This is a genomic window from Nocardioides sp., from assembly GCF_004803405.1.
Lineage (GTDB): Bacteria > Actinomycetota > Actinomycetes > Propionibacteriales > Nocardioidaceae > Nocardioides > Nocardioides vastitatis.
This window is the reverse complement of the sequence record NZ_SSXI01000269.1, coordinates 1-13,135: the sequence shown is the minus strand read 5'-3', so window position 1 is coordinate 13,135 and position 13,135 is coordinate 1. Positions and strand designations below refer to the sequence as shown.

The window sequence follows — 13,135 nt, the reverse complement described above, 5'->3', positions numbered from 1 at the left end:
CACGGGCCGCCGCAGCGCGCGCGAGGGCGTAACCCTGGCGGCCCGAGGACCGGTTGCCGAGGAAGCGCACCGGGTCGAGCCGCTCCCGTGTGCCGCCGGCGGAGACGACCACGTGGCGGCCCGCGAGGTCGGCGACGCCGCTCGCTCCCGCCGTTGCGGCCCTGGCCAGGACGTCACGGGCGAGCTCGAAGATCTCGTCGGGGTCGGGCAGCCGACCCTTGCCGGTGTCGGCGCCGGTCAGCCGGCCCTCGGCGGGCTCGATCACGACCACCCCCCGCGAGCGCAGCGTCGCGACGTTGGCCGTGGTCGCCGGGTGCTCCCACATCTCGGTGTGCATCGCCGGGGCGAGCACGACCGGGCAGCGGGCCGTGAGCAGCGTGTTGGTGAGCAGGTCGTCGGCCAGGCCGTGGGCGGCCCTCGCGATCAGGTCGGCGGTCGCCGGGGCGACGACGACGAGGTCGGCGGTCTGCCCGATGCGCACGTGGGGCACCTGGTGCACGTCGGTCCAGACCTCGGCCGACACCGGTTTGCCGGAGAGTGCCGCCCAGGTGGGGGCGCCGACGAAGGCCAGTGCCGAGGCCGTCGGAACCACGGTCACGTCGTGGCCGGACTCGGTGAACCGGCGCAGCAGCTCGCAGCCCTTGTAGGCCGCGATTCCGCCGGAGACGCCCAGCACCACGCGAGGTGTGCGCGGCTCCTCAACGACCGCCACGGGGGGTCAGCTCACTCGGCGTCGGTGGCAGCCGTCTTGGCCGCGGGCGAGGCCTTGGCGGCCTCCTCGGCGGCGAGCTCGGCGGGGTCGATGTCCTCACAGGTCAGCAGGTCCTCGTTGATCTCGCGGAGCGCGATCGAGAGGGGCTTCTCCTGCACGTGGGTCTCCACGAGGGGGCCGACGTACTCGAGCAGGCCCTCGCCCAGCTGCGAGTAGTAGGCGTTGATCTGCCGGGCGCGCTTGGCGCTGTAGAGAACCAGCTTGTACTTGCTGTCGGTCTTGGACAGCAGGTCGTCGATCGGGGGGTTGGTGACACCCTCGGCGGCGATGTTCGGGGCAGACACGTGGGGCAGCCTCACGGTTGGTGGGATGGATCAACCATTAAGGCTACCAAGTCCTCGACCGCAGCGTGAACTTCACGGTTGACGATGGTCACGTCGAACTCCGCCTCGGCGGCCAGCTCCTCGCGCGCGGTGGCCAGGCGGCGCTCCCGTTCCTCCTCCGACTCGGTGCCGCGCCCGACGAGCCGGCGCACCAGCTCCTCCCATGACGGCGGCTTGAGGAAGACGAAGAGCGCCTCGGGCATGGTCTCCCTGACCTGGCGTGCGCCCTGCAGGTCGATCTCGAGCAGGGCGGGCCGGCCCTCGCGCAGCGCGGCCTCGACCGGAGCCCGCGGCGTGCCGTAGCGGTGCACACCGTGGACCACCGCCCACTCCAGCAGCTCGCCCTCGGCGACCATCCGGTCGAACTCCGTGTCGTCCACGAAGTGGTAGTGCCTGCCGTCGACCTCGCCCGGTCGGGGCGGCCTCGTCGTCGCCGAGACCGACATGTAGACCTCGGGGTGGCGCTCCCGCATCGCGGCGGCCACGGTGCCCTTGCCGACGGCCGTAGGTCCGGCCAGCACCACGAGCCGGCAGGGCCGCTGCTCAGTCACCGGGCGCGAATTCGCGCTCCAGCGCCGCGATCTGCTTCGCGCCGAGCCCGCGCACGCGGCGCGACTCGGCGATGCCGAGACGCTCCATCAGCTGGCGGGCCCGCACCTTGCCGAGGCCGGGGACGGCCTGGAGCAGGTCGAGCACCTTCATCTTGCCGACGACCTCGTTGACCTGGCCCTGCTGGAGGACCTCGCTGATCGAAGCGCCCGAGTTCTTCAGCCGGTTCTTCACCTCGGCCCGCTCTCGCCGAGCGGCAGCCGCCTTCTCCAGTGCGGCCGAGCGCTGTTCGGGGGTCAGGGGAGGCAGGGCCACAGGAGTTCGGATCCTTCTGTCGTCGTCGGGCGAGGAGCAGTCGCCGCGGTCAATCTAGTCAGTCGGCCGCCGCGGCGGCAACGCGGACCCTACAAACTCAAGGGCGTCTTGCAGACATCGCGAGCGTGCTGGTCGACGCCGGCCAGGGCCTTCCTGGTCTCGCGCGACCCGAGCCGGACCGCAGCCGCCTCGATCCGGTCGCGATCCGCCTGGGAGACGTCGGCAGGTGGGTTCTCGCGGTCGTACGACGCCGGGTCGGCCTCGGCCGCGCCGAACGCAGCGACGATCTCCTCGATGCGCGAGGTGACGATGGCCCACTCGTCGCGGATGTCCTCGGGCGCCTTGTCCTCCAGCGCCTCGAAGCTCGGCAGCGCCCGGATCAGCCCGGTGGTCGGCCCGGCGGCGACCGCGGCCCCGATCTCGTCGCGGCGCTGCTCCACCTCGGCGCAGTAGTCGGCGAACGGGTCGTCCTCCCCCGTCTCGCGCAGCACGAAGAACCCGCCGACGAGCACGGCCACGACGACCAGGGCCACCAGCGGCAGGTCGCTACGCGAGGGGCCCCGCAGCTTCACGACAGCAGCTCGCGCAGCTCGTCGTTGGCCCGCGCCACGGCATCCCGCATCGCGAGCGGGTCCGGTCCGAGCCGCAGCACGCCGCGCGAGGAGCTGGCTAGGACGTGACGCGCGTTCGACCCGAAGATGCGGACCAGGTCGCTCGTGGTGCCTCCCTGCTCGCCGTACCCGGGAGCGAGGATCGGCCCGTTGATCGCGAGATCGGCACCGCTGCCCCCCTCGGTCCCCGAGGAGCCGAGGAAGGATGCGTCGCGAAGGGTCGCGCCCACGACCGCGCCGAAGGAGCCCAGCGGCGTCGCCTCCGCGTTCAGCTCGCGGAGGTGCTGGAGCATCGCGGCGCTCACGGTGCGCGCGCCGAACGCCTCGCTCGTGACCGCCTCCTGCACCTCCGGTCCCTCCTTGTTGGAGGTGGCCGCCAGCACGAACAGGCCGGCGTCGTGGCGCCGGGCGGTGTCGACGAACGGCGTCAGCGACCCGAACCCGAGGTAGGGGCTGACGGTGATCGCGTCGACCGCGAGCGGCGAGGTGGGGTCGAGGTAGGCGTCGGCGTAGGCCTGCGAGGTGGATCCGATGTCGCCGCGCTTCACGTCCAGCAGGACCAGCGCGCCGGCAGCCCGCGACTCGGCGACGACCCGCTCGAGCACGGCGATGCCGGCACTGCCGAAGCGCTCGTAGAAGGCCGACTGCGGCTTCACGACGCTGCACAGCGGCGCCACGGCCTCCACCGCGCCGAGGGCGAACTTCTCCAGCCCGGCCAGGTCGTCGTCGTACCCCCACGCACGGAGCAGCGAGCCGTGCGGGTCGATGCCGACGCAGAGCTGGCCGCGCTCGGCGAGTGCTGCCGTGAACCTCGCCCCGAAGCTGCTGCTCATTCGCTGATTCCCTTCACGATCCGGCGCGGCCACATCGGGCCACCGTAGACGAGCGCGCTGTAGGCCTGGACCAGGTCGGCGCCCGCAGCGATCCGCTCGCGGGCGTCCTCGGGCGTGCTGATGCCGCCGACGCCGATCAGCGTCAGCCGGTCGCCCACGCGACCGCGGAGCATGCGGACGACCTCGGTGGCCCGTTCGCGCAGGGGCGCCCCGGAGAGACCGCCGGCACCGGCCGCCTCGACGGTCCCCGGGTCGGACGCCAGCCCGTCGCGGCGGATGGTGGTGTTGGTGGCGACGATCCCCGCCAGGCCGAGGTCGAGCGCCATGTCGGCCACGCCCAGCACGTCCTGGTCGTCGAGGTCGGGGGCGATCTTCACCAGCAGCGGCACCGGATCGCGGCCCGCCCGGTCGGTGGCCTCGTCGGCCGTCCGCCGCACGTGCGCCAGCAGCGGGGCGAGCTTCTCGACCGCCTGAAGGTTGCGGAGTCCCGGCGTGTTCGGGGAGCTGACGTTGACCACGAGGTAGTCGGCCAGGGGGGCCAGCAGGCGGGTGGACGTCTCGTAGTCCCCCTCGACCGCGACCTGGTCGTCGTCCGGCACCACCTTCGACTTGCCGATGTTGACGCCCACGACCATCGCCCGGCCGTCCCGTCCGGGCCGGGACTGCCACGGTCCGCGTCGGCGCAGCCGGTCGGCCACCGCGTGGGCGCCGTCGTTGTTGAAGCCCATCCGGTTCACGATGGCGCGGTCGTCGGGCAGCCGGAACAGCCGCGGCCGCGGGTTGCCGGGCTGGGCCAGCGCGGTGACGGTGCCGATCTCGACGTGGCCGAACCCGAAGGCGCCCATCCGGTCGAAGACCTCGGCGTTCTTGTCGAACCCGGGGGCAAGGCCGAGCCGGTTGGGGAAGTGCAGACCCATCAGCTCGACACCGGAGCCACCCGGAGCCTCGGCCCGGGTCAGCACCGGCCCGGCGGCCCGCAGCGCCGCGTACGTCAGGTGATGCGCCTGCTCTGCGTCCACGCGGACCAGGACCTGCTCGAAGAGCCGGTCGTAGACCCTCACCTGCTGGCCCACTCCTGGAGCGAGCGGACCGTGATCTCGCCGCGCTTGAGCGCCTCGATGCCCTGGACCGCCGCACCCAGCCCCTGCACCGTGGTGATGCAGGGGACACCGGCCCGCACGGCCGCGGTACGGATCTCGTAGCCGTCGAGTCGTGCCGAGCCGCCGGAGGTGGTGCCGTGCGGCGTGTTGATGACCAGGTCCAGCTCGCCGTCGAGGATCAGCTGCACGGTCGTCTTCTCACCGTGGGGGCCGGTGCCCTCGAAGTGCTTGCGCACGACGGTGGTCTCCACGCCGTTGCGGCGCAGCACCTCGGCGGTGCCCTGGGTGGCGAGGATCTCGAAGCCGTGCTCGGACAGCACCTTGATCGGGAAGATCATGTGGCGCTTGTCGCGGTTGGCCATCGACACGAACACCCGTCCGCTGGTCGGGAGCGAGCCGAACGCGCCGGCCTGGGCCTTCGCGAACGCCGCACCGAAGTCGGCGTCGAGACCCATCACCTCACCGGTGGACTTCATCTCCGGGCCGAGGACGGTGTCGACCTGCTGGCCGTCGGGGGTGCGGAACCGGTTGAACGGCATCACCGCCTCCTTGACAGCGATCGGCTGATCGGCGGGCAGCGTGCCGCCGTCGCCCTGGGCGGGCAGCAGCCCGGACGCCCGCAGCTGGGCGATCGACTCCCCCATCATCAGGCGTGCGCACGCCTTCGCCAGGGACGTGCCGGTGGCCTTGGAGACGAACGGCACGGTGCGGCTGGCGCGCGGGTTGGCCTCGAGCACGTAGAGCACGTCGGAGCCCAGGGCGAACTGGATGTTGATCAGCCCGCGCACCCCCACGCCCCGCGCGATCGCCTCGGTCGCCTCGCGGATCCGCTTGATCTCCGACTCGCCCAGCGTGATCGGCGGAAGCGCGCAGGAGGAGTCACCGGAGTGGATGCCGGCCTCCTCGATGTGCTCCATCACGCCGCCGAGGAAGAGCTCCTCGCCGTCGTACAGCGCATCGACGTCGATCTCGACCGCGTCGTCGACGAAGCGGTCCACCAGCACCGGGTGCTCGGGCGTGACCTCGGTGGCGCGGGTGATGTAGTCCGACAGCGACGCGTCGTCGTAGACGATCTCCATGCCGCGGCCGCCCAGGACGTAGGAGGGCCGCACCAGCACCGGGTAGCCGATCCGCTGCGCGACCGCGCGGGCCTCCTCGAAGGAGGTCGCCATGCCGTGCTGCGGCGCGGTCAGGCCCGCCTCGGCCAGCACCCGGCCGAACGCCCCCCGCTCCTCGGCGAGGTGGATCGCCTCGGGGCTGGTGCCGACGATGGTGACGCCGTTGTCCTTCAGGCCCTGCGCGAGGCCCAGCGGGGTCTGGCCGCCGAGCTGGCAGATGACGCCTGCGACCGGTCCCGCCTGCTGCTCGGCGTGCACGATCTCGAGCACGTCCTCCAGCGTCAGCGGCTCGAAGTAGAGCCGGTCGGAGGTGTCGTAGTCGGTCGACACGGTCTCCGGGTTGCAGTTGACCATCACCGTCTCGTAGCCCGCCTCGCTGAGCGTGAGGCAGGCATGGACGCAGGAGTAGTCGAACTCGATGCCCTGGCCGATCCGGTTCGGACCGCTGCCGAGGATGATCACGGCCGGCTTCTCCCGCGGGGCCACCTCGGTCTCCTCGTCGTAGGAGGAGTAGTGGTACGGCGTCTTCGCGGCGAACTCCGCAGCACACGTGTCGACGGTCTTGTAGACCGGCCGGATGCCCAGCGAGTGCCGCACTCCGCGGATGACGTCGGCGCTCATGCCGCGCATCTTGCCGAGCTGCACGTCGGAGAACCCGTGGCGCTTGGCCTTGCGCAGCAGCGCGGGCGTCAGCTCCGGGGCGTCGATGATCTCCAGCGCGATCTCGTTGATCAGCATCAGCTGGTCGACGAACCACGGGTCGATGCCGGTGGCCTCGAAGACCTCCTCCGGCGTCGCCCCGGCGCGGATCGCGTCCATGACCCGCTTGAGGCGGCCGTCGGTGGGCGTGCGGATCTCCTCGAGCAGGGCCGCCTTGTGGAGCTCGACGTACTTCTTGTCCCAGTCGAACGGCGCGTCCTTGGACTCCAGCGAGCGCAGCGCCTTCTGCAGCGCCTCGGTGAAGTTGCGGCCGATGGCCATCGCCTCGCCGACCGACTTCATGTGCGTGGTCAGCGCGGCGTCGGCGCCGGGGAACTTCTCGAACGCGAACCGCGGCACCTTGACCACGACGTAGTCGAGGCTCGGCTCGAACGACGCCGGCGTCTCCGCGGTGATGTCGTTGGGGATCTCGTCGAGGGTGTAGCCGATGGCGACCTTCGCCGCGATCTTGGCGATCGGGAAGCCGGTCGCCTTCGAGGCCAGCGCCGAGGACCGGGAGACCCGCGGGTTCATCTCGATCACCACGAGGCGCCCGTCGCGCGGGTTGACGGCGTACTGGATGTTGCAGCCGCCGGTGTCGACCCCGACCGAGCGGATGATGCCAATGGCGAGGTCCCTCATGGCCTGGTACTCGCGGTCGGTCAGCGTCATCGCGGGCGCCACCGTGATCGAGTCGCCGGTGTGGACCCCCATCGGGTCGAGGTTCTCGATCGAGCAGATGATCACCACGTTGTCCGCGGTGTCACGCATGACCTCGAGCTCGTACTCCTTCCAGCCGAGGATCGACTCCTCCAGGAGCACCTCGGTGGTCGGGCTCGCGTCGAGGCCGGCGCCGGCGATCCGATGCAGGTCGGCCTCGTTGTAGGCCATGCCCGAGCCGGTGCCGCCCATGGTGAACGAGGGGCGTACGACGACCGGGTAGCCGAGCTCCTCGACGGCCGCCAGGCAGTCGTCCATGGAGTGGCAGATCGCAGACTTCGCGACCTCTCCTCCGAGCTCCTCCACGATCTTCTTGAAGATCTGGCGGTTCTCGCCGCGGTCGATCGCCTCGATCGAGGCTCCGATCAGCTCGACGCCGTACTTCTCGAGGACCCCGGCCTTGTCGAGCGCGACCGCGCAGTTGAGCGCGGTCTGGCCGCCCAGGGTCGCCAGCAGCGCGTCGGGGCGCTCCTTGGCGATCACCTTCTCGACGTACTCGGCGGTGATCGGCTCCACGTAGGTGGCGTCGGCGAACTCCGGGTCGGTCATGATCGTCGCCGGGTTGGAGTTCACCAGCACCACCCGCAGGCCCTCGGCCTTGAGCACGCGGCAGGCCTGGGTGCCCGAGTAGTCGAACTCGCAGGCCTGGCCGATGACGATCGGGCCGGACCCGATCACCAGGACGCTCTTGATGTCACTGCGCTTCGGCATCAGGCCGTGCCCTCCATGAGCTTGACGAACCGGTCGAACAGGTAGGCCGCGTCGTGCGGGCCGGCGGCGGCCTCGGGGTGGTACTGCACCGAGAAGCCGGTGAGCTTGCCGTCGGCGTTGCGCAGCTCCAGGCCCTCGACCACGTCGTCGTTGAGGCAGACGTGGCTGACCGATGCGCTGCCGTAGGGCGTCGGGACGGAGTCGTCGAGCGGCACTCCGTCCGGCCACTGCACCGCGAACCCGTGGTTGTGGGCGGTGACCTCGACCTTGCCGGTGGTGCGGTCCATCACCGGCTGGTTGATCCCGCGGTGGCCGTAGCCCAGTTTGAAGGTGCCCAGCCCGAGGGCCCGGCCGAACAGCTGGTTGCCGAAGCAGATCCCGAAGTACGGGATGCCGCGGCCGAGCGCGTCCTTGAGCACCCCGATCTCATGCACGGTCGCGGCCGGGTCGCCGGGGCCGTTGGAGAAGAAGAGCCCGTCGGGCCGGACGGCCAGGATGTCGTCGATGGTGGACGTCGAGGGCAGGACGTGCACCTCGATCCCCCGCTCGCTCATCCGGTGCGGCGTCATCGTCTTGATGCCGAGGTCGAGGGCCACCACGGTGAACCGCGTCTCGCCCTTCGCAGGGACGACGTACGGCTCGGAGGTGGTGACCTCCGAGGCCAGGTCGGCGCCCTTCATCGACGGCTGCTGCCGGACCCGCTCGAGCAGGGCCTCGGGGCTGGTCTCCATGGTGGAGATGCCGACCCGCATCGCGCCCCGCTCGCGCAGGTGGCGGGTGAGCGCGCGGGTGTCGATGCCGCTGATGCCGACCACGCCCTGGTCGCGCAGCTCCTCGTCGAGCGACCGCGCGGATCGCCAGTTGCTCGGACGACGGGCGGGGTCGCGCACGACGTAGCCGGCCACCCAGATCCTGCGGGACTCCGGGTCCTCGTCGTTGACGCCGGTGTTGCCGATGTGCGGCGCGGTCATCACCACGACCTGGCGGTGGTAGGACGGGTCGGTCAGCGTCTCCTGGTAGCCCGTCATCCCGGTGTTGAACACCGCCTCGCCGAAGGTCTCGCCCTCAGCGCCGTACGCCTCGCCACGGAAGGTGCGGCCGTCCTCCAGGACGAGTAGCGCCTCGCCTGAGGCTGGGCTTGTCGAAACCGTCATCGGGCGAGAGCTCCTTCCAGGACGGTCGGCTCACCACGCAGGATCGTGGCGAGCACGCGACCGGTCAGCTTGCGGTCATGCCAGGGGTTGTTGCGACTGAGGGAGACGCTGTCGGCGCGGTCCACCACGACCTTCGCCTGCGGGTCGACCAGCGTCAGGTTGGCCGGCTCCCCGACCGCGATCGGCCGGCCGTGGGGCCGGTCTCCGTGGTCGAGACCGGCGATGCGGGCCGGGCGCTCGCTCATCGTGCGCGCGACGCCCGCCCAGTCGAGCAGGCCGCGCTCGACCATAACGGTGCTGACGACGCTGAGCGCGGTCTCCAGACCGAGCATGCCGAACGCCGCGTCGACGAAGGCGTGCTCCTTGTCGTGGCGGGCGTGGGGCGCGTGGTCGGTCGCGACGGCGTCGATCGTCCCGTCGGCCAGTGCCGCGCGCAACGCCTCGACGTCCTCGGCGGGGCGCAGCGGCGGATTCACCTTGAACGTCGGGTCGTACCCCGACAGCAGGTCGGTGGTGAGCAGCAGGTGGTGCGGCGTCACCTCCGCCGTCACGTCGATCCCCTGGGCCTTGGCCCAGCGGATCACCTCGACCGAGCCGGCGGTGGACACGTGCGCGACGTGGACGCGGCTGCCGGTGTGGCGGGCGAGCATCACGTCGCGGGCGACGATGACCTCCTCGGCGACCCCGGGCCATCCGGGCAGGCCGAGGCGTCCGGAGAGCTCGCCCTCGTGGCAGCACGCGGTCGGGCCCGCCAGCGACGGGTCCTGGCTGTGCTGGCTGACGACGCCGCCGAAGGCCTTGACGTACTCCAGCGCCCGGCGCATCACCCGCGCGTCGGCGACGCACCTGCCGTCGTCGGAGAACACCCGGACCCTCGCTCGTGACCGGGCCATCAGGCCGAGCTCGGCGAGCTCCTCGCCCGCGAGGGCCTTGGTGACGGCGCCGACCGGCTGCACGTCGACCAGACCGGCCTGGCGTCCGAGGTCGTAGACCCGCTCCGCGGCCTCTCCGGTGTCGGTCACCGGGCTGGTGTTGGCCATCGCCAGCACGGCGGTGTAGCCGCCGACCGCGGCAGCGCGGGACCCGGTCAGGACGGTCTCCGCGTCCTCGCGGCCCGGCTCGCGGAGGTGCGTGTGGAGGTCGACGAGACCGGGCAGCAGCACCAGTCCGTCGGCGTCGACGGTGCGGTCCGCCTTGGCGGTCACCGAACCGACCTCCTGCACCTTCCCGTCGGCGACGAGCACGTCGGCCGTCGTCTCGCCCAGCAGCGAGGCGCCCTTGATCAGCAGGCTCATGCCTGCCCTCCTTCGTTCAGCGCAGGCTCCCCGGCGAGCAGGTGGTAGAGCACGGACATCCGCACGGCGACGCCGGCGGAGACCTGGTCGAGCACGACCGAGTCGACGGCGTCGGCGGCGTCGGCGGAGATCTCCAGACCGCGGTTCATCGGTCCCGGGTGGAGGATCGGCACGCCCGGCTGGAGCAGGCCGAGCCGGTCGCGGGTGAGGCCGTAGCGAACGGTGTACTCGCGTGCGGTCGGGAAGAACCCGCCGCTCATCCGCTCGCGCTGGACGCGCAGCATCATCACCGCGTCGGCCTCCGGGAGCACCCTGTCGAGGTCGTACGACGTGGCGAACCCTGCTTCCTTCGACCAGTCCGAGACCCCGGCCGGCATCAGGGTCGGCGGCGCCACCACGGTGACCTGGGCACCGAGCTTGGCGAGGCACTTGACGTTGCTGCGGAAGACCCGGCTGTGGGTCAGGTCGCCGACCATCACCACGTGCTTCCCGTCGAGGGAGCCGAGGCGGCGGGTCAGCGTGTAGCTGTCGAGGAGGGCCTGCGTGGGGTGCTCGTGGGTGCCGTCGCCGGCGTTGATCACCGGGACGTCGATCCAGCGGCTGATCTGCTCGGCTGCCCCGCTCGCGGAGTGCCGCACGACCAGGCCGTCGATGCCCATCGCGGTGACGGTCAGCACCGTGTCGCGCAGGGACTCGCCCTTGCTGGCGCTGCTGCCCTTGGCCGACAGGTTGATCACGTCGGCGGAGAGCCACTTGCCGGCGATCTCGAAGCTGGAGCGGGTGCGGGTGGAGTCCTCGAAGAAGAGGTTGATCACCGTGCGACCGCGCAGCGCCGGGAGCTTCTTCACCTCGCGCCTCTGCACGTCGTGCATCTGCGCCGCCGTCGTGAAGATTTCCTCGATCTGCGTGACGTCGAGGTCGTCGATGCTGAGCAGGTGCCGGGTCATGCCTCACCTCCCTTGCTGCCGCTGGCGGATCCGACGATGCGGACCTCGTCCTCCCCGTCGGTCTCCACCAGGTGCAGGCTGACCCGCTCGGTGCGCGCGGTGGGGAGGTTCTTGCCGACGTGGTCGGCGCGGATCGGCAGCTCGCGGTGGCCACGGTCCACCAGCACCGCGAGGCGTACGGCGGCAGGCCGGCCGATGTCGGACAGCGCGTCCAGCGCGGCGCGGATGGTGCGGCCGGAGAAGAGCACGTCGTCGACCAGCACGACGGTCTTGCCGTCGACGGCGCCGTCGGGCACCTGGGTCCGGTGCGGGGCGCGGGTCGGGTGCGAGCGCAGGTCGTCGCGGTACATCGTCACGTCGAGGGAGCCGGTCGCGACCGTCGCGCCCTCCACCTCGGCGATGTTGGTCGCGATCCGCTCGGCCAGGGGCACGCCACGGGTCTGGAGTCCGAGAAGGAGAAGATCCTCGGCGCCCTTGTTGCGCTCGAGGATCTCATGGGAGATGCGGGTCAGAGCCCGGCTGATGTCGCCGGCGTCGAGGACGACGCGTCCCGCGGAGGCGGACTGGGCGTGGGTAGGCATGTGGTTCGCCTGACCTCCTTCTCCGCCTCACAGGACGGCTCGTTAAAGGATGTCGATCGGGCGTAACCCTACCCGGTCCCCCTCACGCGGGACGAACCGGCACGTCGGTTACTTGAATGCGTCCTTCACCTTCTCGCCGGCCTGCTTGAGGCTGCCCTTCATCTGGTCGCCCTTGCCCTCGGCCTCGAGCTCCTCGTCGTCGCTGGCCTTGCCCATCGCTTCCTTGGCCTCGCCCAGCTTCTCCTCGGCGGTGTTCCTCAGCTTGTCGTCGGCACCCATCGGGCACTCCCTTCCGTCGGTGGTCCACGGACACACCCGTGAGCATCACGGGGTGCAGTCGTGGCGGTACCCGACCGGTCAGGGGCAATCCGGGTGCGCGAACCCCGGTGCGACGCTCAGAGGGCGGCGGCCATGCCTGCGCAGGCGCGCAGCCAGGAGCGCTGGGTGGCGGCCGAGAGCCGGCCGTAGGGCACCTCCGAGCCGGACACGAGTGCCGGGTCGTACGGCACGCGGTAGACCCCACGGGTGCGCTGCTCGTAGACGGCCACCAGGTCCGCCGCCAGCTTGGGGTCCACCTTCTCGCTCGGGTCGGACAGCACCGTGATCGTCCGGTACTTCAGGTTGGCGTAGCCCGCGTCCTGCAGCGCGTCGAGCATCCACAGCCCGCTGTAGCCGGTGTCCTCGCGCACCGTGCTGGTCACCACCAGCAGGTCGGCGGCATCGGCGGCGGCCAGCCAGTTCTCCGCGCGCATGTTGTTGCCGGTGTCGACCAGGATGACCCGGTAGAACCGCTCGAGGAGGGCGTGCACCTCGAGGAAGTCCTTCGCGTGGATCACACCGGTCACGTCGGGACGCTCGTCGGAGGCGAGCACGTCGAAGTGCGCGTCGCCCTGGGAGCGGACGAAGGCGCCGAGGTCCCCGATCCGCGACTGGTGGACGTCCCCGAACCGACCGAGCTCCGCCAGCAGCTCGCGGGTGGTGTTGCGGTGGCGGCTGCGCGATCCGCGGATCCCGAGCGTCCCTCGGGTCTCGTTGTTGTCCCAGGCGACGACACCGCCGCCACGCACCGTGCCGAACGTGTAGCCGGTCGCCAGGACGCTCGTGGTCTTCGCGGCACCGCCCTTGGGGTTGACGAACGCGATCGAGCGCGGGCCGTCGAAGTCCTTCTGGATCTGCGCGCGGTCCTTCTCGTAGGCCTGTTCCCTCGGCCCCATCTGGGGCTTGACCAGCCCGCCCGACCAGCGCCGGACGCGGCCGCGCCAGCCCCAGGTCGCGGGGCCGGGCTCCTTCTCGTCGTGGCGGCGGTCGAGGAAGTCGGTCGCCGTCATGAACCGCCGCGGCTCCTGGTGGGAGCCGGGCGGCGGTCCGCCCGGCGGCGGGGAGCTCGGCGGCGGGGAGCTGGGAGAT

At 71.3% G+C, this 13,135-nt stretch carries 14 protein-coding genes; all 14 read right to left on the bottom strand.

Annotated elements, in window-relative coordinates; translation table 11 throughout:
- Positions 1–712 (bottom strand): bifunctional phosphopantothenoylcysteine decarboxylase/phosphopantothenate--cysteine ligase CoaBC (coaBC, locus tag E7Z54_RS19400; protein WP_136436371.1); only part of this gene is annotated, 712 nt, incomplete at its 3' end.
- Between the two features lie 11 nt (positions 713–723).
- Entirely contained in the window at positions 724–1,056 is a 333-nt protein-coding gene (rpoZ, locus tag E7Z54_RS19395; RefSeq protein ID WP_136436370.1) for a DNA-directed RNA polymerase subunit omega, read from the bottom strand.
- Positions 1,057–1,067: 11 nt separating this feature from the next.
- The gene (gmk, locus tag E7Z54_RS19390; RefSeq protein ID WP_136436369.1) at positions 1,068–1,646 is read right to left on the bottom strand and encodes a guanylate kinase; all 579 of its coding nucleotides are present in this window, start codon (positions 1,644–1,646) and stop codon (positions 1,068–1,070) included.
- Positions 1,639–1,959, bottom strand: a complete 321-nt coding sequence (gene mihF / locus E7Z54_RS19385) for an integration host factor, actinobacterial type (protein WP_136436368.1) — start codon at positions 1,957–1,959, stop codon at positions 1,639–1,641. The genes gmk and mihF overlap by 8 nt, the downstream gene beginning before the upstream one ends.
- Before the next feature lie 89 nt (positions 1,960–2,048).
- Positions 2,049–2,531, bottom strand: a complete 483-nt coding sequence (locus E7Z54_RS19380) for a hypothetical protein (protein WP_136436367.1) — start codon at positions 2,529–2,531, stop codon at positions 2,049–2,051.
- Positions 2,528–3,403: an orotidine-5'-phosphate decarboxylase gene (gene pyrF / locus E7Z54_RS19375; protein ID WP_136436366.1), complete on the bottom strand. Its 876-nt coding sequence runs from the start codon at positions 3,401–3,403 to the stop codon at positions 2,528–2,530. Before pyrF ends, E7Z54_RS19380 begins: the two co-directional genes overlap by 4 nt.
- Positions 3,400–4,464, bottom strand: coding sequence for a quinone-dependent dihydroorotate dehydrogenase (locus E7Z54_RS19370; protein ID WP_136436365.1), 1,065 nt, complete (start codon positions 4,462–4,464; stop codon positions 3,400–3,402). Before E7Z54_RS19370 ends, pyrF begins: the two co-directional genes overlap by 4 nt.
- On the bottom strand, positions 4,461–7,751 hold the full coding sequence (carB, locus tag E7Z54_RS19365; RefSeq protein ID WP_136436364.1) for a carbamoyl-phosphate synthase large subunit: 3,291 nt from the start codon (positions 7,749–7,751) through the stop codon (positions 4,461–4,463). Before carB ends, E7Z54_RS19370 begins: the two co-directional genes overlap by 4 nt.
- Positions 7,751–8,905 carry a glutamine-hydrolyzing carbamoyl-phosphate synthase small subunit gene (carA, locus tag E7Z54_RS19360; protein WP_136436363.1) on the bottom strand — a complete coding sequence of 385 codons (1,155 nt, stop codon included), beginning with the start codon at positions 8,903–8,905 and terminating at the stop codon, positions 7,751–7,753. Before carA ends, carB begins: the two co-directional genes overlap by 1 nt.
- A complete protein-coding gene (locus E7Z54_RS19355; RefSeq protein ID WP_136436362.1) occupies positions 8,902–10,200 on the bottom strand; it encodes a dihydroorotase in 1,299 nt (432 codons plus the stop codon). Before E7Z54_RS19355 ends, carA begins: the two co-directional genes overlap by 4 nt.
- The gene (locus E7Z54_RS19350; RefSeq protein WP_136436361.1) at positions 10,197–11,147 is read right to left on the bottom strand and encodes an aspartate carbamoyltransferase catalytic subunit; all 951 of its coding nucleotides are present in this window, start codon (positions 11,145–11,147) and stop codon (positions 10,197–10,199) included. Before E7Z54_RS19350 ends, E7Z54_RS19355 begins: the two co-directional genes overlap by 4 nt.
- Positions 11,144–11,728: a bifunctional pyr operon transcriptional regulator/uracil phosphoribosyltransferase PyrR gene (gene pyrR / locus E7Z54_RS19345; RefSeq protein WP_136436360.1), complete on the bottom strand. Its 585-nt coding sequence runs from the start codon at positions 11,726–11,728 to the stop codon at positions 11,144–11,146. The genes E7Z54_RS19350 and pyrR overlap by 4 nt, the downstream gene beginning before the upstream one ends.
- A 108-nt stretch (positions 11,729–11,836) precedes the next feature.
- The gene (locus tag E7Z54_RS19340) at positions 11,837–12,007 is read right to left on the bottom strand and encodes a CsbD family protein (RefSeq protein WP_136436359.1); all 171 of its coding nucleotides are present in this window, start codon (positions 12,005–12,007) and stop codon (positions 11,837–11,839) included.
- 116 nt (positions 12,008–12,123) lie between these two features.
- Positions 12,124–13,135, bottom strand: a 1,012-nt coding sequence (locus tag E7Z54_RS19335) for a MinD/ParA family ATP-binding protein (protein WP_136436358.1), incomplete at its 5' end; no start/stop codon positions are given.